This window comes from Treponema pedis, from assembly GCF_017161325.1.
Taxonomy (GTDB): domain Bacteria; phylum Spirochaetota; class Spirochaetia; order Treponematales; family Treponemataceae; genus Treponema_B; species Treponema_B pedis.
Map to the genome: position 1 here is coordinate 79891 of NZ_CP045670.1, position 21292 is coordinate 101182.

The 21292-nt window shown below is 34.8% G+C and carries 20 protein-coding genes and 5 pseudogenes; all 25 read left to right on the top strand.

The features are described 5' to 3' along the window. Nucleotides 1-606: 606 nt before the first annotated feature. Nucleotides 607-900, top strand: a pseudogene (locus tag DYQ05_RS14545) (RHS repeat-associated core domain-containing protein); the annotation flags it as partial. Between the two features lie 371 nt (nt 901-1271). Further along, the gene (locus DYQ05_RS00325) at nt 1272-1466 is read left to right on the top strand and encodes a hypothetical protein (protein ID WP_020963878.1); all 195 of its coding nucleotides are present in this window, start codon (nt 1272-1274) and stop codon (nt 1464-1466) included. A gap of 2 nt (nt 1467-1468) precedes the next feature. Beyond that, nucleotides 1469-1864 (top strand): hypothetical protein, encoded by a 396-nt coding sequence (locus DYQ05_RS00330; protein ID WP_252723419.1) that lies wholly within the window; start codon nt 1469-1471, stop codon nt 1862-1864. Nucleotides 1865-2131: 267 nt separating this feature from the next. After that, nucleotides 2132-3176: pseudogene (locus tag DYQ05_RS14550) on the top strand (RHS repeat domain-containing protein); the annotation flags it as partial. Then, nucleotides 3150-3743: a hypothetical protein gene (locus DYQ05_RS13325; RefSeq protein ID WP_252723572.1), complete on the top strand. Its 594-nt coding sequence runs from the start codon at nt 3150-3152 to the stop codon at nt 3741-3743. The pseudogene DYQ05_RS14550 and the gene DYQ05_RS13325, both read left to right, overlap by 27 nt. Beyond that, a complete protein-coding gene (locus DYQ05_RS00345) occupies nt 3740-4363 on the top strand; it encodes a hypothetical protein (protein WP_020963883.1) in 624 nt (207 codons plus the stop codon). Before DYQ05_RS13325 ends, DYQ05_RS00345 begins: the two co-directional genes overlap by 4 nt. Before the next feature lie 37 nt (nt 4364-4400). Next, the gene (locus DYQ05_RS00350) at nt 4401-6674 is read left to right on the top strand and encodes an RHS repeat-associated core domain-containing protein (RefSeq protein ID WP_252723421.1); all 2274 of its coding nucleotides are present in this window, start codon (nt 4401-4403) and stop codon (nt 6672-6674) included. Between the two features lie 3 nt (nt 6675-6677). Beyond that, nucleotides 6678-7085, top strand: coding sequence for a hypothetical protein (locus tag DYQ05_RS00355; RefSeq protein WP_024466107.1), 408 nt, complete (start codon nt 6678-6680; stop codon nt 7083-7085). A gap of 167 nt (nt 7086-7252) precedes the next feature. Next, a complete protein-coding gene (locus tag DYQ05_RS00360; RefSeq protein WP_144299174.1) occupies nt 7253-7492 on the top strand; it encodes a hypothetical protein in 240 nt (79 codons plus the stop codon). A gap of 567 nt (nt 7493-8059) precedes the next feature. Next, on the top strand, nt 8060-9568 hold the full coding sequence (locus DYQ05_RS14260; RefSeq protein WP_290121749.1) for an RHS repeat domain-containing protein: 1509 nt from the start codon (nt 8060-8062) through the stop codon (nt 9566-9568). Between the two features lie 782 nt (nt 9569-10350). Beyond that, nucleotides 10351-10815, top strand: a pseudogene (locus tag DYQ05_RS14555) (RHS repeat domain-containing protein); the annotation flags it as partial. Nucleotides 10816-11276: 461 nt separating this feature from the next. Continuing rightward, nucleotides 11277-11735: a hypothetical protein gene (locus DYQ05_RS00375; RefSeq protein WP_020963888.1), complete on the top strand. Its 459-nt coding sequence runs from the start codon at nt 11277-11279 to the stop codon at nt 11733-11735. Nucleotides 11736-12031: 296 nt separating this feature from the next. Beyond that, nucleotides 12032-12421: a hypothetical protein gene (locus DYQ05_RS00380; RefSeq protein ID WP_194077421.1), complete on the top strand. Its 390-nt coding sequence runs from the start codon at nt 12032-12034 to the stop codon at nt 12419-12421. A 71-nt stretch (nt 12422-12492) separates the two neighbouring features. After that, a complete protein-coding gene (locus tag DYQ05_RS13340) occupies nt 12493-14262 on the top strand; it encodes an RHS repeat domain-containing protein (protein WP_252723423.1) in 1770 nt (589 codons plus the stop codon). Between the two features lie 14 nt (nt 14263-14276). After that, nucleotides 14277-14753: a hypothetical protein gene (locus tag DYQ05_RS00395; protein WP_020963891.1), complete on the top strand. Its 477-nt coding sequence runs from the start codon at nt 14277-14279 to the stop codon at nt 14751-14753. A gap of 69 nt (nt 14754-14822) precedes the next feature. Further along, on the top strand, nt 14823-16271 hold the full coding sequence (locus DYQ05_RS14265) for an RHS repeat domain-containing protein (RefSeq protein ID WP_206183627.1): 1449 nt from the start codon (nt 14823-14825) through the stop codon (nt 16269-16271). A gap of 3 nt (nt 16272-16274) precedes the next feature. Then, nucleotides 16275-16604, top strand: coding sequence for a hypothetical protein (locus DYQ05_RS00405; RefSeq protein WP_024466144.1), 330 nt, complete (start codon nt 16275-16277; stop codon nt 16602-16604). Between the two features lie 34 nt (nt 16605-16638). Continuing rightward, the gene (locus tag DYQ05_RS13350; protein ID WP_252723424.1) at nt 16639-16989 is read left to right on the top strand and encodes a hypothetical protein; all 351 of its coding nucleotides are present in this window, start codon (nt 16639-16641) and stop codon (nt 16987-16989) included. A gap of 1 nt (nt 16990) precedes the next feature. Further along, a pseudogene (locus tag DYQ05_RS14560) lies at nt 16991-17515 on the top strand (RHS repeat domain-containing protein); the annotation flags it as partial. After that, nucleotides 17516-18166 carry a Tle-like phospholipase domain-containing protein gene (locus DYQ05_RS14710; protein ID WP_493666647.1) on the top strand — a complete coding sequence of 217 codons (651 nt, stop codon included), beginning with the start codon at nt 17516-17518 and terminating at the stop codon, nt 18164-18166. Nucleotides 18167-18179: 13 nt separating this feature from the next. Continuing rightward, complete coding sequence (locus tag DYQ05_RS00415) at nt 18180-19157, top strand: ankyrin repeat domain-containing protein (protein WP_020963894.1); 978 nt, start codon at nt 18180-18182, stop codon at nt 19155-19157. 66 nt (nt 19158-19223) lie between these two features. Further along, nucleotides 19224-19496: a hypothetical protein gene (locus DYQ05_RS00420; RefSeq protein WP_252723426.1), complete on the top strand. Its 273-nt coding sequence runs from the start codon at nt 19224-19226 to the stop codon at nt 19494-19496. A 317-nt stretch (nt 19497-19813) separates the two neighbouring features. After that, nucleotides 19814-20261: pseudogene (locus DYQ05_RS14415) on the top strand (RHS repeat domain-containing protein); the annotation flags it as partial. Next, nucleotides 20237-20800: a M35 family metallo-endopeptidase gene (locus tag DYQ05_RS00430; protein ID WP_206184161.1), complete on the top strand. Its 564-nt coding sequence runs from the start codon at nt 20237-20239 to the stop codon at nt 20798-20800. The pseudogene DYQ05_RS14415 and the gene DYQ05_RS00430, both read left to right, overlap by 25 nt. Next, nucleotides 20781-21212: an OB-fold protein gene (locus DYQ05_RS00435; protein ID WP_024466081.1), complete on the top strand. Its 432-nt coding sequence runs from the start codon at nt 20781-20783 to the stop codon at nt 21210-21212. Before DYQ05_RS00430 ends, DYQ05_RS00435 begins: the two co-directional genes overlap by 20 nt. The last annotated feature ends 80 nt before the right edge of the window (nt 21213-21292 follow it).

Consider the following 21292-nt stretch of genomic DNA (forward strand, 5'->3'; position numbering starts at 1 on the left):
TTAAAATTAAATTTCCGCTTCGGAAAAATAATAAAAACTTTTCCCATCTCATATCTTAATGAATACCGAGTGTTAAGCAGTTTAAAACCGATAACATTACGGTAAATTCATGTAATCAAATATAAAAATATTGTCGGTTTTTATATAGTTGCGGTTTTAAATGAATAGTAGATATGCTTGAAACTAAATGACTATATTGTCCGATTACGTTTTTGATAAAACTTAAAAAACTCAATTAAAATCGGAATAGAAGACTTGACAGGCGGAAAAAGATATGTAAAAATTATATAAAATTGTAGAGTGATAAATTACGGCTATAGTTTACAGGAAAGTAGATAAAATTATTTGGAAAAAACACCTTAGTTCCGTTTGTGTTTAAATTAAGTGGTAATTATAGGAATAATCTTCAAAAGCAGAGGTTAAGTGGATAAGGATGTATTAATCCGGTAAAAACAGTTTAAAAGATTTAAATTTTTAACATAAATATAAAAAATTTAATTGAAACAATAATGGAAGTCTTGACAAGTAAAAAAAGATATGAGAGAATTGGAGAAAAGGGCGAGGGAATAAGTTACGGCTATACCTTGTTTGGAGAGGGAAGGAGCGGAGGAAACTGCACCGGGAATAGATAAGTTACCGTTTAGATTTACAGGGAAAGAGTTTGACGAAGAAACGGGGTTGTATTATTATGGAGCTAGGTACTTAGACCCGAAATACAGTAGGTGGCTGTCAGGTGACCCTGCACTGAATGATTACATACCTAAAGCTCCGATAGACGATGAGGCCAAAAAGCACAACGAGAATTTACCTGGAATGGGTGGCATATACAACACTGTAAACTTGCACGTGTACCACTATGCAGGGAATAATCCGATTAAGTATATTGACCCTGATGGAAGAGAAGATGGTTTTCCTAAAAATTTTAAAGAAACAGTTATATATTTGCAAGGGAAAGTTAATCCAAAGGAAGTTGAAAATTTTCAGTTAAATAGATTGTTGGATATTGCTAAAGGATTTAAAGATACTGATATAGCAAAACTACCTGAGCAATCTAGTACTGAAGGTAAAAAATTATATGCAGCAGCTAGTGGAGATTGTTGTTTTAGTCGTGCTCAATTAATGGATTCTGTATTGTTTAATGAAGGCTTTTCTGTTGATTATGCTTATACAGAAGAGCCTCGAGGATATAATTTTCATATTGCTCCACTAATCTCAGTCGGAAATAATAAATATGTAGTTGATACTATTGAGACTCTAGGAGGAAAACCGGAGTGGTATTGTATGAAGATTGGGTAAAGAAACAAAATCCTAAAGATGCTATGATTTTATCTGGAAATAGGAATGGAATATTTATACCAAATCCTATTATTGAGGCTTGGTACAATGCTAGTGAAAAAACTGAGTCGATTAATGATTATGCGGCAAATCGGATAGAGCATTATTATAAAACAGGAGAAATTGAATAAAAATGAAGAATTTTTTTTTAATTTGTTTTTTTATTTTAATAATTATGGAAGTTAATGCAATGTTTTCTGGAATTATTTTTTGGGATATATCTATTAAAGATTTTGATGTTGAAAAATTAGATAAGAATGATATTGTTATGTGTTTAAAAGAGAAAATAAATATAATTTATACAATAGAGGAAACAAAAATATTATCATATTTTTATGATAAGCATTGTATGGAAGTTAATTGTGATGTTAACCTCGAAGATTTGAAAGCTAATATGAAGGGATTTAATGACTTATTATTTTCATTTGTTGTTGATGATATGATTGTTTTTACTGGTATAAATAGAATTGGAAGGCCGCCATTAGCTGCAAAAAATATGTATGATGATAAATTTATTAAAATTATTTGAAGTTAGATATATAAATAAATATTATTTAGTTTTTTCTAATATTCCATATTCAGTATTATATAGTATTAAAAGTGGAGTTGATTCTGATGATGGTAAAATTAAAAAAGAATATACTATATTACATAATTTCTTTATTAAGAGAAAAAAATTAAGAATGTATTTCTCGGAAAATTAGTACTAAAGTAAAAAGTTCTATTATTCAAAATTATGATAATAAAAATATATGTAACGCAGAGGCGGATAAATTTATTAAATAAAGGTGAGTAAATGAAAGCATTCCCTTGTTTTTATTCACAAACCAACTATCTCCTCCTCCGGACAGCGATTGAAGCAGTACATGCCGTGAGGCAAAGTCGAACTTCCATGCAAATCCTTTTTGCGGTGTGTATAAGCAAAAAACAAGCTCTGACCGGAGAGAAGAGTCTTGCCTATGAAGACAAGTGCAGCAAAAAGATTGGAGCGGTATTGATGCAGCAAGTCGATAGGCGCAGCTTCGAAGCAAGCGCGGTGCTCAATTTTGTTTTCTTCATAATACTAAAAAACAAAATTGAGCAGTCCGCCGCTCAAAGCTGCCTAGGCACCTTTGAGCTTCGAGTTTTGCCATTCGGCAAAACATCGGGGATTAAAGTTTTAAATTTACTAAACAAGCCTACTGACAGGAGCTTTTGGAAATAGACATGATGGATGCAAGGAGCGAGAAAAAATTAACCGCAGGCGTACTTTATGGACGTTGAGGATTAATTTTTTTGAAGCGCCGCCGCAGACGGCGTGTATATTTTCAAAAGAGATGATACATGCAAATAACTACGGCGATAACGAAGAACAAAAGGAAAAACGTTACTACTACCATAGTGACCACTTAGGCAGTGCACAGTTTGTAACCGACTGGAGAGGGAAGCAATACGAGCATATAGAGTACACGCCTTATGGGGAACTATGGACTTACAAGTCAAAAACAGCAAAGCTGTTTTTGACGACATATAATAATTTCCTTGCAAAGTAGCCCGAAGGGCTGATAGAAGAGACTGCACCGGGGATTGATAAGTTACCGTTCAGGTTTACAGGTAAGGAACTGGATGAGGAGACGGGGCTGTATTATTATGGTGCAAGGTACCTTGATCCGAAGTATAGTAGGTGGTTAAGCGGTGATCCGGCGTTAAATGATTATATACCCAAAGCTCCGATAGACGATGAAGCGAAGAAACACAATGAAAACCTACCCGGAATGGGAGGCATATACAACACTGTAAACTTACATGTGTACCATTATGCAGGCAATAACCCGGTGAAGTATATTGACCAGGATGGGAGGGAAGATGGTTTTCCTAAAAATTTTAAAGAAACAGTTATATATTTGCAAGGGAAAGTTAATCCAAAGGAAGTTGAAAATTTTCAGTTAAATAGATTGTTGGATATTGCTAAAGGATTTAAAGATACTGATATAGCAAAACTACCTGAGCAAGAAAGCGGGTGGAATTTATATAAAGATGATTATGGCGATTGTTGCTTTGATAGAGTTCAACTTATTGCCTCTATTTTGATAAGCGAAGGGTTTTCTGTTTCTTATATTAAAACAATTAAACCGAAGGGATTTAACTTTCATATAGCTGCCTTGGTTAGGATTGGATATAAAAGTTATGTTGTTGATACAATAAAAATATATACAGGAGCAACAGGTATTACCTCACCAGAAAACTGGCTTAAAAAACAAAGTCCTAAAGATTATGAAATTATTCCAGCAAGTAAGAATGCTAAATTAATTCCAAATAAGCATATTAAATTTTGGTATGATAAAAGCGCTTTACCTGATGAAAACTATGATGATTTTGCAGCTAGACAAATAGAGTATTATATAAAGACAGGAGATGTTGAATTATGAAATATATTTTTTATGTAGTTTTTTTATTTATTATGATGGAGTGTTCAGCAATGTTTTCAGGTATTATTTTTTGGGATGATACAATTACTGATAAAGATTTGATTAATTTAGATAAAACTGATGTCGAAAAAATTATTACTGCTAATGAAAATATTATTTATATGATATCTGATAAAAATATAGTTTGTTATTATCATGTTATGAAGATTATTGCGCTTGATAAATCAGTTAATATTGCATATTTGGATTCTAAAATGGGTAAGCATAATAATTTGTTATTCTCTTTTGTTGCAGATAATATAATTATTTTTAGTGGTATAAATAGAATACAAAAACCTCCTAGGGCAGCTCTTCAACCTTATGATGAAAAATTTATTAAACTATTTGATGTTTATTTTAAAAATGAGTACTCAGGGTGTAATTATTTAATGTTTTCTGATGCTTCATATTATCCGGATATTTTTGATTGTATAGATGGGATTGAGGGTACAGTTATATATTCGAGAAAAGAAGAATATGATAAACTATATCAGTATTTTTCTGAGAGAAAAAAAATAAGAGAAGTCGATTATTTTGTTAATATTTCTAATATGCGAATATACTACAGGAAATCATTGTAATACAGTATTGATCGGAGATAGAGGAAAGGAGAGGAAAGTGTCGAATGCAAAATTTGTTAATGATACTGGGCAAATAGTCTACAAAAAAGATGAATCGGGAGAAACGCATTATAGTTACGGGGAACTTAATGAAGTAATAAAAGAAAGCCGAACAATAAACCGCTATGAAGCCGGGAGCGGGAAACAGTCTGCAAGTTTTGAATATGAAGCGGATTACTTAGGACGAATGCAAAAGATGAAATACCCCGACGGAGAAACCGTAAGTTACACATACGATGCAGGCGGACAATTAAGAGGAGTGAGCGGAGAAAAAACTTCGTCAAAAGGAAAAGCCGAATACTCTTATGTAGATAAAATCCTTTATGACGAACACGCACAAAGGGTGTACATACGTTACGGAAACGGAGTGGAAACAAGATACAAGTACGATGAAAAGCGGCGTTGGCTTGATACAATAGAAACTGAAAACAAACAAAGTCAAGACGTTTTTCAAAAAATAAAGTACTCATTTGACCCTGTAGGAAACGTCCTCGGTTACACGAATGATGCAAGCACTTATGAGACAACTCAAGCGTACAAATACGATAACCTATATCAACTTATAAGTGTAGAAGGAGAGAGTAAACAATACAAGGGGAAAAAATACTTCGGAATGAGTCCTGTAAACATAGCAAAGTACAAACAGGAGTTTAACTTCGACATCATAGGAAATATGATGAATAAAATGAGCACGACTAATTTATCGGGAAGTAGGGGAAATGCATATAAGAAAGCCGACCTAGATTACAACCTAGATTATGAATATGACAGTAAATATGCGCACAGGTTAATAAGAGCGGGGAACAGGTATTATCGTTATGACGGTAACGGAAACATAACGGCGGAAAAAGACGGACCCTTTAGTGAAGAGGAAGAGTTTATATTTACCTATAACTATGATAAAGAAAGCGGAGTATACTCAACCGATTACGGCTTCGGTCTTGACGCCCCTAAAGAAACGGAACAGACGAACCCGCAAGATCTTTTTTCTTACAGGCGGAACTATATGTGGAATGAGCGTAACCTGTTAACCAAATCGAGCGATAAAAACTACACGGTACACTACCGCTACGGTGAAGACAGGCAGAGAGCGTTAAAGTATACTGAAGAAGGAAGAAGTGAAACGCTATACTTTAACAATTTCTTTACGATACATATTCCGATATATGATAAAGATAACCCGCAAGGGTTAAGGGTGCATAAACATATCTTTGTCGGTAACAGCCGCCTTGTAACAGCGATGACCCACACGGATAACAGTGGAGACAATGAAGAGCAAAAGGAAAAGAGATACTACTATCACAGCGACCACTTAGGAAGTGCACAATTCGTAACGGACTGGAAAGGCAGACAGTATGAGCATATAGAGTATACACCTTACGGAGAGCTATGGATAGAAGAAGTTGCTGCGGGAATTGATAAACTGCCGTTTAGGTTTACCGGCAAGGAGATGGATGAAGAAACGGGCCTGTACTATTACGGTGCGAGATACCTTGACCCGAAGTATTCGAGGTGGTTGAGTGGGGATCCGGCGCTGGGAGAGTATATACCGCAAGCTCCCATTGACGATGAAGCGAAGAAACACAACGAGAATTTACCCGGTATGGGTGGTGTGTTTAATGTTGTAAACTTGCATGTATTTAATTATGGTAATAATAATCCAATAAAATACAATGACCCTACCGGTGAAGTCCCATTTATGGCGGTTACAGGTATTATTGGTGCTGGTATTGGAGCTCTATATGGTGCCTATAAGTCATATACGGAAACTGGAACAGTAGACTGGAAAGAGGTAGGTAAGCATGCATTAATTGGAGGCGTCATTGGCCTTGGTGCCGGTGCAGCCAGTGCAGCGTATTTGACAGGCTCTGCTACTGCGTCTGTAAAAATGGTATATGTGGGTACCAAATTGTTTATTTCATCTTTAGGAACGACTGGGTATACAAGTTTTGAGGCTTTTAAAAGAGTACATGGGCGCGCTGGTGATGGAAAAGCTTGGCATCATATTGTTGAGCAAACAGCTAGAAATGTAAAAAATTTTGGAGAACATATGATCCATAATGCAAAAAATATTGTAAAAATTGGACATGGTTCAGCTAGCTTACATAGTAAACTTAGTGGATTTTATTCTTCCATACAAAGTTTTACAGGTGGTAAAACTGTGAGAGAATGGCTTTCGACTCAATCTTATAAGGATCAATATCAATTTGGTTTACAAAAATTAACTGAATTTGCAAAAGAATTAAATGTTAAAATAGAATTTGTGGAGTAGAAAATGAATGCAGAAGAGTATATAAAATTACAAAAAGCCATTATAACCCATGCAAAAGAAAGTTGGGGGGGGGATTATAAGAAAGCTAACAAATGTTTTAAAACATATACGAGAAGAATTTGTGAATTAATCAATGCAGAAGGGATAAATATTATTTATGATTTATTAAAATCTGATAATCTTGCAATTGTAAGCGTTGCTGCATATTTTTTATTGCCAATTAACTCTAAAGTTGCTCTTGAAGCTTATAAAAAAGTTTTGGGGGCTAAACATGATGGAATAGCTAGTAATGCTAAAATAACATTGAATGAGTGGAAGAAAGGACGGTTATCTTTTCCATTGCTAAAAGATGGTAAAATAATATACACTACAAAAGATGTATATAAAGCAAAAATATTTTATCCAAAATGATTTAACTCAGAAATGTAAGCAAGAAAAAGAATAAGAAAGGTGTGAATAACAAATAAGTAATAATGGAGAAATACAAAAAGTATATAAAAATGAAGATGAATAAAATAATGATTTTTTTATATTTTGGCATATTCTGTTTCGGTTGTAAACACATAGGAATTGTAAGAATGAAAATTTTACTGGAGTTAGATAATAACTTGATGTATGATTTAATAAATCTTTATGCTAAAAGCTGTGACAAAGAAACAGGGAAGATAGTCATTTCAAAAGAAAAGCTTATTAATCTTGAACTGCAAATGAAAACTTTTATCGAAATTAATTTAGCGAATATTAAAAATTATTATGTATGTAAAAAGAAGACCGAAACTATTTATATGCATATTTTGAAATTACGAATGGAGAGTTAAATTTAAAACAAGAAGAAAGGTATTATTTAATTGGGGAACCTCAAAATCCTAATACAATAAAAACTGGCCAGCAAATAGGTTATGTAAAAGAACCAGCTTTAAATATTGAACATGAATTAGCATTATTAGTAAATAATTATTCATTTTATAAAGAATTTGGAATGGCATTGATGCAAAAAGATAAAAGTTTTTTTTATTGATGTGGATAAGTATAGTTTTTTGATTAACTATTATTTAAAGGTTTTTAGAACAGAATTTGAAGTTGCCGATTATTACTCAATATCGTTCCCCAATTAACGATTAACGGAATCAAAAGGGGGTATCGTGATAATAAATAATGTTAATTATTATTTAATGTAGATGTGGAGATTTAAAACTGCTGATATATATATAATAATTATTAAGAGAAAATGAAAACTAATTATTTATTCACAACCGAACTATCTCATTCGGACAGCGATTGCAAGGGAGCAAAAGCAATTTATAAAAATTGCTTTTGCTGTACATCTTTCCGCAGTAATTTCTGCGGAAAGATACCGAAGCGACAGCGAAGCCCTGAAAAGCGCGGTGCTCAATTTTGTTTTCTTCGTAATGCTAAAAAACAAAATTGAGCAGTCTGCCGCTCAAAGCTGCTTACGCAAAAAGCTATCACTATCTGAAATCCTCACTGACAGGGCTTTTGAAAATAGGCGGAGCAGATACAAGGAGTTAGGCAAAAAAGTACCGCAGGCGTATCGGGTATACGTCGAGGACACTTTTTTGCCGTACGACGCAGTAATTGCCCGCATATTTTCAAAAGATGACGTATACGGTGCAGACTACGGCTTCGGTCTTGACGCCCCTAAAGAAACGGAACAGACGAACCCGCAAGATCTTTTTTCTTACAGGCGGAACTATATGTGGAATGAGCGTAACCTGTTAACCAAATCGAGCGATAAAAACTACACGGTACACTACCGCTACGGTGAAGACAGGCAGAGAGCGTTAAAGTATACTGAAGAAGGAAGAAGTGAAACGCTATACTTTAACAATTTCTTTACGATACATATTCCGATATATGATAAAGATAACCCGCAAGGGTTAAGGGTGCATAAACATATCTTTGTCGGTAACAGCCGCCTTGTAACAGCGATGACCCACACGGATAACAGTGGAGACAATGAAGAGCAAAAGGAAAAGAGATACTACTATCACAGCGACCACTTAGGAAGTGCACAATTCGTAACGGACTGGAAAGGCAGACAGTATGAGCATATAGAGTATACACCTTACGGAGAGCTATGGATAGAAGAAGTTGCTGCGGGAATTGATAAACTGCCGTTTAGGTTTACCGGCAAGGAGATGGATGAAGAAACGGGCCTGTACTATTACGGTGCGAGATACCTTGACCCGAAGTATTCGAGGTGGTTGAGTGGGGATCCGGCGCTGGGAGAGTATATACCGCAAGCTCCCATTGACGATGAAGCGAAGAAACACAACGAGAATTTACCCGGTATGGGTGGTGTGTTTAATGTTGTAAACTTGCATGTGTACCATTATGCAGGGAATAATCCGGTTAAGTATACCGATCCGGATGGAAGGGATATAATTTTATTGAATAGGTCATATGGTGCTTATAAAGAAGGTCATAATGCTGTGTTAATTGGAAATGATAAAACTGGCGGATGGTTGTATTTTTCTAAAGATGGTAAAAATTTAACTGGATCAATTAACAAGGCAGAATATTTTCCTACACTTGAAAGTTTTATTGAGCATAATAAAAAATTAGATACAGATGAACAATATGATAGGGCTTATCAAGTAAAAACAAGTGCAATGAATGACTCAAGAATGATAGCAGAAGGTCTTGACATTTACGATAAAAAATACTCACTTGATGAAAAAAGAAATGAAATAACCTTAGAAGTAATATCTCAAAACTGTGCAGATTTATGTGCAGACATTGGTAAGAAAGGAGGTGTTAATATATCAAAACCTAAACATTCTCGTTTCCCTGTTGGGACTTTTACAAAACCTAATTTCCAATATGAAGATTTTAAAAAAAATAATAAAGGAGAGGAAATTCAAATAAAATGATAAAAATTTCAATAACGAATTTTATATACAGTAAAATAGCTTTTATGCTTATTCTAATGATTTTTTATATTATCACCTCGGTTAAGGATAATAAATATTTTTTGCAAGTTGTATTTGTTCCAATAATAGTTGTTTTATTTATATTTTTAAATATACAAAAAATTGGATTGTACTTTTTTTTAACTTTATTAATAGTATTTTTTATATCGCATTTTTTAGGCTGTTTAATTGGTTTTTTTATTGAGATAGGATATTTTTTTATTGTTGAAATGTTAAGTGTTATTTTTTATTCTATTTTTCTATTCAATGGTATAATTATATTTATAATATCATATGCTGTTACTGTATTTATTTATAAGATAATACGGTGGGTAATTTAGATTTAATTTATGAAAGTAGTAGTTAGATGTTTATTAAAAGAACCCAACTATCTTTTTCGGACAGCGATTGCAAGGGAGCAAAAGCAATTTACAAAAATTGCTTTTGCTGTACATCTTTCCGCAGTAATTCCTGCGGAAAGATACCGAAGCGATAGCGGAGCCCTGAAAAGCGCGGTGCTCAATTTTATTTTCTTCATGATAATAATAAACAAAATGCAGCAGTCCGCCGCTCAAAGCTGCTTAGGCAAAAAGCTATCACTATCTGAAATCCCGACTGACAGGACTTTTGGAAATAGGTGGAGCAGATACAAGGAGCCTAGTAAAAATAAAGCGGAGGCGTATCTGGTATACGTCGAGCTCATTTTGCGTAGCGACGCAGGAGATGCCCGCATATTTTCAAAAGAGATGACGCATACGGAAAACCAAGGTGACAACGAAGAGCAAAAAGCAAAGCGTTACTACTATCATTCAGACCACTTAGGAAGTGCACAATTCGTAACGGACTGGAGAGGGAAGCAATACGAACATATTGAATACACACCCTATGGAGAACTGTGGATTGAAGAGACTGCACCGGGAATAGATAAATTACCGTTCAGGTTTACAGGGAAAGAGCTTGACGAAGAGACGGGGCTGTACTACTATGGGGCGAGGTACTTAGATCCGAAGTATTCAAGGTGGCTGTCAGGAGATCCGGCATTAAATGATTACATACCGCAAGCACCGGTAAATGACGAGGCAAAGAAGCATAATGAAAATTTGCCGGGTATGGGTGGGGTGTTTAATACCGTCAATCTGTATGTGTATCATTATGCGGGAAATAATCCGGTTAAGTATACTGACCCGGATGGAAGATTATTGATTAATAACGTTTCTGAGAATTCAGCTTCTGCAAGAGAATATGAACGCAATCATAATTTAAGATATATTGCTTTTCTTATTAAAACCTTAGATGCAAAAGGGAATGCACAAATCCCAATTGGAAATATAGATATTATCTTAGAGAAAGGCCTTAATAAATCTTTAACGCTAGCAAATGCTGTTAAAAATAATCCCAATTATGTGGTAGATGTAAAAGCAATAGCCTCGGAGACCAAAAATGGTAATTACCAAATTGATATTGATGTTTTAGTTTTCCATTATGGTGCAGATGGAAAACTAGTCTGTGATGTAAACAACTCCGGAACCATTGCTTTTGCAGATTCTTCAGAACTTGGTGTATTTGGTCCAAATAGTTCTATAGATCAAAAACTTGTTAATCAAAAAGCAAATGAAGTAATAAATACTGTCTTGCATATTTCTAATGCTAACCTTGTTGGGGATAAATAATGAAAAGGAAAAGTTTATATGTAATAATTATTGCACTTTTTTTTGTAGGCTGTTCAAAACAAAATCTGAAAACTGTCAATTTATCAAATGATTGTAAATTAAATTATACTATAGATGGAAATAGGGTCGTTAATATAGAGATAATTCAATCTGGTGAAAAAATTATATTATATTTGCCGAAACAAAATGAAATGCTATTTTCACTTTCAGATTCTGATAAAAAATGTAATGTAATTCTTTCTGACGATTTTTATACAGTGGAAATTTCAAACGGACCGAATAATATTTGTAGACTGAATAAAAATTGCAATAACAGTTCTTTTGATTTTATTGTTAATGATGATTACAGAACAGTAGTACAATATGATATTAATAATAAAATTTCAGAACATTATGAAATATTGGAGAATAAAGAATATTTCTACAGAGTCGGAGAAGAAGGACTTTTACAAAAATGATTTGTTTGTTATATAGAAAGACAGGCTCCTGATATGGGGTTTACAAAAGAAATAAAAAGAATGGTAAGCGAAACCAAAGTAAACGAAGAAAAGCGGAGGGATATATGTTGATACAATCATTGGTAGCAGTAATATAGGGAGAAGTCTTGTAGAAGATTTGTCACCATCTGAATTGGATTTGATGTCTTCAGCATTGAAAATGGGACAATGATTTTTGATGCAGATATCAAAGGTAATCGTGTTGATATTATCTGGAATGGAAAAAATAACATTGTGTTGCCATGAGTAGAAAGTAAATGTTTATATTACCTGAATTTGCAAATAAATATATGAATACTCTTTTGGAATTACTAAAAAAACTGGATCTAGAACATAAAATAATTAGTTCTCCTTTTTGTGAAAATGAATATATTATACAGATATATGATCCTTTAAATAAAAAAAATTTAATGTTAGAAAATTATGGTGAATCACAATTTAGACATGAGGATAATAAAATTGTAAGTTATAATTTTATGGAAGTAAAAAATATCGTAACTAGCTTGAATATCCATACAAATAATATAGAAATGCATGAAAAAAAGCTTAACGATATTATATTATCATTTTTTCATGAAGATATACAAATCTTTAAAGAAATGCTTGATAAAAGTGATATTATAGAACATAGAATGACAAAATACTAAGTTTTATAATCATAAAACAAATAGGTTTACAGGGAGAAAATAATATTTGTCAAAGAATATAAAGAAAAACTATGAAAACAAAGCTTTACTTTTATTCACAACCTACCTATCTCCCCTGGACAGCGATTGCAAGGGAGCAAAAGCAATTTATAAAAATTGCTTTTGCCGTACATCTTTCCGCAGTAATTTCTGCGGAAAGATACCGAAGCGATAGCGGAGCCCTGAAAAGCGCGGTGTTCAATTTTGTTTTCTTCGTAATGCTAAAAAACAAAATTGAGCAGTCCGCCAAAACAAAACTATTATTAAACAATCCTACTGACAGGACTTTTGGAAATAGGTGGAGCAGATACAAGGAGCCTAGTAAAAATAAAGCGGAGGCGTATCTGGTATACGTCGAGCATTTATTTTTGCGTAGCGACGCAGGAGATGCCCGCATATTTTCAAAAGAAGAAGATGTATACGGAATAGATTACGGCTTCGGTCTTGACGCCCCTAAAGAAACGGAACAGACAAACCCGCAAGACCTTTTTTCTTACAGGCGGAACTATACATGGGACGAGCGTAACCTGTTAACCAAATCGAGCGATAAAAACTACACGGTACACTATCGCTACGGTGAAGACGGGAAGAGAGCGTTAAAGTATACTGAAGAAGGAAGAAGTGAAACGCTATACTTTAACAATTTCTTTACGATACATATTCCGATATACGACAAAGATAACCCGCAAGGGTTAAGGGTGCATAAACATATCTTTGTCGGTAACAGCCGCCTTGTAACAGCGATGACCCACACGGATAACAGTGGAGACAATGAAGAGCAAAAGGAAAAGAGATACTACTATCACAGTGACCACTTAGGAAGTGCACAGTTCGTAACAGACTGGAAAGGCAGACAGTACGAGCATATAGAGTATACGCCGTACGGAGAACTCTGGATTGAAGAAGTTGCTGCGGGATTGGACAAACTGCCGTTCAGGTTTACGGGGAAAGAGCTGGATGAGGAGACAGGACTGTATTACTACGGAGCTAGATACCTTGACCCGAAATATTCGAGGTGGCTGTCAGGTGATCCGGCTTTAGGGGAGTATATTCCTTCTTCGGGAACGGATCCGTCCAAACTTGCAGGAATGGGTGGCGTGTTTAACGTTGTAAACTTACACGTGTATCATTATGCGGGGAATAACCCTATTAAGTATGTGGATCCAGATGGGAGATCTACATGGATAGATCAAGATGGTCTAGTTAGAAATGTGATTAATGATGGAGATTTGAATATCTATCAATGGAGCGGGAATGGCGTTTATGAAAATATTGAAGGACCATTGTCAAAAGAGAGTGTTATTGATAATGAAAATCCATGGAAAGTAGTTGGTGAAACTCTGTTTTGGGATGCCTTTATTAGCCCCGATACCAATAAACCAGTTGGTAAATTGATCTTAGGAGAATCTATAGATGCTTATATTGATGATCTACATGCAAAAGCGGAATCATATGGAAAAGATAAGACCTTCAGGTTATCTCTTCCTAATAAAGAATTTGATATAAAAACACAATACCCTGGCCATGAAGGTTTTTCATATCATGGTTTTTTATTTCACGGTAAATATGTAACATTACGAGAAGCTGGCAATATTTTAGCAGGAATGAATGCTGCTCTTTTTGGTATGGAATTTGATGATTTTCAAAAAGGTGCTGGGGCATTACATGCTAAAGGCCTTTGGGGAGTTGGTATGTATAAGGTGTTTGGAAGTGTGTATGGTCCTGCTCCTAAGTATGGAGAAAATGACTATCAGTATACGCGAAGTTTATATGGATATAATATCATCCTAAGGTCAAAATAAAAGAAGGTGGAATAATGAAAAGGATTGTTTTTTTATTTATTATAAGTGTGTTTTTATTTTTTATATTTATAGCATATTGTATATATACAAAAAATATTTTTGATTCTGCAAGACAGATAGTCTTATTTAATCATAATAAAAATATTCTTGTACTGTCTTACCAAGAACCTCTTTTATATTATGGCTCAGGAAATAAAATTTTATATATTTATAATAATTTTTATATATTGATCGGTAAATGCCGGTATGGAGAATTTCCATTAAAAATAGGAGATATAAATAATCATGATATTGAGCTTCTGATCGAAATACCGTTTTCAAGTGCTTCCTGGGGGTCATATAAAGAATATACAATTGATTTTATTAAAAAAAATAAAAAGATAGGAAAGTATGATATTAAATATAAAATTATTACTAAAGATGAAATCATATATATCAAAAATGAAGATATTACTGTATATGATTTGCGAAATGATTTATTGGAAAATTGAACATTGTTCTGAGTAATTATTTGATAAGTCAAGATATATGGATTTAAATAAATTAAAGGACTTATTTAAATGAAGATTAGTTATTTATTCAACCAACCTAACCATATCACCACTCGGACAGCGATTGCAAGGGAGCAAAAGCAATTTACAAAAATTGCTTTTGCTGTACATCTTTCCGCAGTAATTCCTGCGGAAAGATACCGAAGCGATAGCGGAGCCCTGAAAAGCGCGGTGCTCAATTTTATTTTCTTCATGATAATAATAAACAAAATGCAGCAGTCCGCCGCTCAAAGCTGCTTAGGCACCTTTGAGCTTCGAGTTTTGCCATTCGGCAAAACATCGGGGACTAAACTTTTAAATTTACTAAACCGCCCGACTGACAGGACTTTTGGAAATAGGTGGAGCAGATACAAGGAGCCTAGTAAAAATAAAGCGGAGGCGTATCTGGTATACGTCGAGCTCATTTTGCGTAGCGACGCAGGAGATGCCCGCATATTTTCAAAAGAGATGACGCATACGGAAAACCAAGGTGACAACGAAGAGCAAAAAGCAAAGCGTTACTACTATCATTCAGACCACTTAGGAAGTGCACAATTCGTAACGGACTGGAGAGGGAAGCAATACGAACATATTGAATACACACCCTATGGAGAACTGTGGATTGAAGAGACTGCACCGGGAATAGATAAATTACCGTTCAGGTTTACAGGGAAAGAGCTTGACGAAGAGACGGGGCTGTACTACTATGGGGCGAGGTACTTAGATCCGAAGTATTCAAGGTGGTTTACCGGCGACCCGGCTCTAAATGGCTACATACCGCAAGCACCGGTAAATGACGAGGCAAAGAAGCATAATGAAAATTTGCCGGGTATGGGTGGGGTGTTTAATACCGTCAATCTGTATGTGTATCATTATGCGGGAAATAATCCGGTTAAGTATGTGGATCCTACGGGCCGTACGACAGAAGATGGGGCTGAAGTTACTGTTATAATTTATTACAATAGAGAAGAGCAAATAGAATTTAAAAAAGCGGCTGAAACCGCAGCTAAGTCTTATTCAAATCAAGATAATACCTATTTGATTGGGGTTTATACTGCCGATGAGTTTAAATCTCAATGGAGTTGGCTGAATGTTTATTTTGAAGTAAATAATATAGAAGTTGACAATATGGAGATTTTTTGTCATGGAGATGCTGAGAATTTATACTTTAAAGGAAGTAATTTATCTGTCGGTGATGTAAGTTTTTTAGATGATTTTTCTTTTTCAAAAAATGCTCAAATGATACTACATTCCTGTAACAGTGGGACTTCTGATTCTGGAATATCACAAGCTTTTGCAAATAAGGAAAATATTACAGTATCTGGACAAACCGGATATGCTAACTTTTCCTCTGAATTTGAAAAATTTAGATTTATTTTTTTTGCTTCTTCAATTTATTTGGAAGCTTATAACAGAACAAAAAATAATCCTAAGGGAGATGGTGCAAGACTTCCAAGAAGGAATTATCGAAAGGAGTAAATTATGACTATTTTTTTTAGACTATTAGGCATATTATATATTTTAGGATGTTTAGTATTATTCTTTTATTGCTTTGTATTTACAGGTTTATCAAATCATTCATCATATAATATAACCTATCATATTATATGTTATGGATTGTTGGGATTTATACTAGGACTTATGTTAATTTTTTTCAGTTCAGAAAGAAAATTTGGCATTCTTTTATTTTTATTTGCAATTATAATTTTAATTTTTGCAGGTGTTTCTAATGTTTTTAACATCATGATCAGTTATGATGAATGGCTTAGGCGTGGAATGCCTGAAAAATATACATTTTTATTTTCAAAATGAATATTTTGTAAAAAAGACTGGAATAATATTAAAAATGAAAACTAATTATTTATTAGAACATTTTAACTATCTCACCTTACGAACATCGATTGGAGCGGAAAGCGCGATGCCGATACTTGTTTACTTTTATATTACAATGATGGACAAGTATCGGCAGTCCGCCGCTGAAAGCTGCTTACGCACCTTTCAGCTTCGAGTTTTGCCATTCGGCAAAACATCGGGGGTTAAATTTTTAAATTTACTAAACAGCCCTACTGACAGGACTTTTGAAAATAGGCGAGGTAAGTACAAGGAGACAGGCAAAAAAGTACCGCAGGCGTATCTGGTATACGTCGAGGACACTTTTTTGCCGTGCGACGCAGTAATTGTCCGCCGTTTCAAATGAGATGACACATACGGATAATCAGGGGGACAATGATGAGCAAAAGGAAAAGAGATACTACTATCACAGTGACCACTTAGGCAGTGCTCAATTCGTAACTGACTGGAGAGGCAGACAGTAAGAGCACATCGAATGCATACCTTACGTGGAACTGTGGACTTACAAGTCAAAAACAGCAAAGCTGTTTTTGATGACGTATAATAATTTCCTTGCAAAGTAGCCCGCAGGGTTGACAGAAGAGGCTGCACCGGGAATAGATAGGTTACCGTTCAGGTTTACAGGTAAGGAACTTGACGAAGAGATGGGCCTGTATTATTATGGTGCAAGGTACTTGGATCCGAAATATTCGAGGTGGTTAAGTGGGGACCCTGCCTTAGGTGATTATATACCGCAAGCACCGGTAAATGACGAGGCTAAAAAGCACAACGAGAACTTACCCGGAATGGGCGGTGTGTTTAATGTTGTAAACTTGCATGTTTACCATTATGCAGGAAATAATCCCATTAAATATATTGACCCAACCGGAGAAATTCCTACTCCATATGAAGCTGCTATAATGGCGGAACATATTTATAATGGCAAGATTGGGGACGTTGTAGAGGGAGGATGGATACTAAATAATATATATCTATTAAATCAAGATGGCGGTAGTGGTGCTATAGGAGTATATTCTCGTCTTGTTATTGATGAAAAAGGTTATCCTACAGATGTTGAATATGCTTTAGTTAATCGAGGAACTTCACCAACAAACCCTGAGGATTGGAGGCAAAACATTGATCAGTTTTTCGGAGATTCTTCTGATGCTGCTATGTCAATAAGTATAGCAATTGACTTTGTTCAAAATCATATATATTCAGAAGTTACAATGGTAGGACATTCAAAAGGGGGTGCTGAAGCAATATTGAATGCATTAAAAACTGGAAAAAATGCAATAGTATTTAATCCTGCAAAACCTACATTGAGTGGGTTATCTAAAAGTGGAAATTCTTTACAAGCATTTGTTGTTACAGGAGATATTTTACATGGAATGCAAGGTAGCCTTCCTGATATAATTGACACAACATATCTTTCAAGACAATATAAGGGAAAAGAAAGATATTCGCACTCTCATGGCTATGATATAAGACATGAAATTTTTCCACATTCAATGGAAGCAGTAATTCAAGCATTAAAAGAATAAGGAGGCTTCTTCTATGAAATATAATACTTCAAAAATTACTTTTATTTTATTATGTTTATTTATATGTTTTATTGTTATTTTTAATCCTGTAACGATATATACGGTGGGCTGGCTAAGTGTAAAAATAATAGGTTCAATGGAAAATTTATTTACTTCTGCTGATCCGTCCATATCGATAAATATTTTTAAGGACACTCCTGCGTGGGAATTGGCAAAAGCCGTTAATTCGCAAAATATAAAAAAAATAAATCAGATTTGTTCTGAGCACAAAGAATTGATAAATTATCGTGAGCCGCTTTACGGTACATCTCTGCTATATTGGGCCATTGGAAGCAGTAAGTATAATTCGGCAGAAATATTGCTTAAAAACGGAGCTGATCCTGATCTTATACGGAGAGCATCAAATACTACACCATTACATTTAGCTGTCGGCAGACGGTGGGGTTACAAAAATATAGATGTGAATGAAAATATCAAATATACGGAGTTATTATTAAAATATGGTGCAGATCCTAATATTCCATATTTGGGAGAATCTTATGATGACATAACCGTATTAATGAATGCAATATTTGCAGGAGATAGCAAATTATTAGTAGAGCTTCTGATTAATAACGGAGCCGATATCAATGCACGGCAGAATACCGGTACTACTGCTGCAAGCCTTGCTTTACAATTGAAAAGATATGCTGTCGCTCATTATCTTATAGTAGAATGCCATGCTGATATAACTGAAGCATGTTATGACCCTATGATGGATAATAATTTGTATATATCACGACAAAAAAAAGTATATCCTGTAAATATCTTACGCGATTATTGTTGGGTATTTCCGTTAGATAGCAAAGAATATAAATTAAAACAAGATATAATCACTGAATTTAAAAGACAGGGTGTTGATTATTATGCAACTCCTATTTCCGATAGTGTGAGGTATCATATAAAATATACTTATCCGGATAATTATGAGGAAATGCTTGAAAAATTTTAAATATAAAAATAATATAAATTATAAAATAAAAATATGCTTATTGAATATATACGCCGAGGATATTTGATGAAAACTAGGTGTTTATTAAAAAAGTCTAACTATCTCTTTTGGACAGCTATTGAAGCAGTACATGCAGTGAGGCAAAGCCGAACTTCCAGCCCAATCCTTTTTGCAGTATGTTTAAGTAAAAAGCAAGCTCTGACCGGAGGCAAAGTCTTGCCTATGAAGACAAGTGCAGCAAAAAGATTGGAGCGGTATTGGTGCAGCAAGCCTATAGGCGCAGCTTCGAAGCAAGCGCGGTGCCACATCAAAAACCGTACATCCTTGTACAGTTTTTGATAATAAGTTTTGCATACGCAAAACTTATACGCTCAAAATCACCGCCGTCCGTGTCGGAGAGAAATTGTAAAAACAAAATTGAGCAGTCCGCCGCTCAAAGCTGCCTAGGCACCTTTGAGCTTCGAGTTTTACCATTCGGCAAAACATCGGAGATTCAAGTTTTAAATTTACTAAACCGCCCCACTTATAGGACTTTTGAAAATAGACATGTTGGATGCAAGGAGCGAGAAAAAATTAACCGCAGGCGTACTTTATGTACGTTGAGGATTAATTTTTTTGAAGCGACGCCGCAGACGGCGTGTATATTTTCAAAAGAGATGACGCATACGGATAACCATGGAGATAATGATGAGCAAAAGGAAAAGAGATACTACTACCACAGTGACCATTTGGGAAGTGCACAATTCGTAACGGATTGGAGAGGGAAGCAATACGAACACATTGAATACACACCCTATGGAGAGCTCTGGGTATAAGAGACTGCACCGGGAATAGATAAGTTACCGTTTAGATTTACGGGGAAAGAGCTTGACGAAGAAACGGGGCTGTACTACTATGGGGCGAGGTACTTAGACCCGAAATACAGTAGGTGGCTGTCGGGAGATCCGGCGCTAAACGATTACATACCTAAAGCACCGATAGACGATGAGGCAAAAAAACATAACGAGAATCTACCGGGTATGGGTGGGGTATTTAACATTGTAAACTTGCATGTGTATCACTACGCGGGGAATAATCCGGTGAAATATATTGATCCGGATGGAAGGGCTACCCATACGCTAACAGACGCACAATGGGCAATTGTTGAAGATGCCAAAAATAGAACTGTAAGTAATTTGGATAAAATTATCGAAACATTGAATAACTGCGGTAACGACAAGTCAAAACTTGACCCTAAAATTTTGGAGTCGGCACAAACTTATCTGCATTCGGAGTTTGGAACTTTGCCATTGGATTTGCCGCTGCTAGCTGATATGTTAAATGAATTAAAAGAACATATAAACTCTCTCACTCGTGATGATTTTAGATATGATGATGCAACCAGTTCATATGCATATACTTTTATGTTCACTGATGATGTTTGGTTAGGCGACCTTTTTTTTGCAGCACCTGATACAGGTGCTTTTGATACAAAAGAGGGTACATTATTACATGAAGCAACACATTATTTTTGGGGATTGGGAACTTTTGACTGGACATATAGCAAAAAAGAAGGAAAAGAATTGCCCGATGAAGGATTCTTAAAGACGAAACAAACAAATGCAAATAACTGGGAGTATTTTTATGAAAGTTTGGTTGAATAAATGTGTTGTCATTGTTTTTGTATATATTATTTTTTTTACCAGTTGCTGTGTAAATGAAAAAAATATGTATTACGTTACATCCGAGCAACTAATTACTGAGTTTAGAAATAATTTTAACCAGGCTGTAGAAAAATATAAAGATTCTATTATTATTGTTGAGGGAACGGTTTCTGCAATTGATTACCCTAAGGATGGTTTTTTTCTTGATGAGTGCATTATGTGTTTAGGCGGAACAGGATATGACAGTAAAAAAAGATTGGGTGATTCTGTCGATTGCAAAATGAAAAATAGAGAATCCAAAACTTATATTGATGCTAAAATCACCATCAAAGGTGAATTTGAAAAGGCGAATCTTTTACTAAATGAGTTATATGTTGCGTTAAAAAATTGTGAAATAAAAAAACGGAGGTAAGCTAAATAATGTAAGAAAAAACTATGAAAACAAAACTTTGCATTTATTCCCAACCCAACTATCTCCTCTTTCGGACAGTG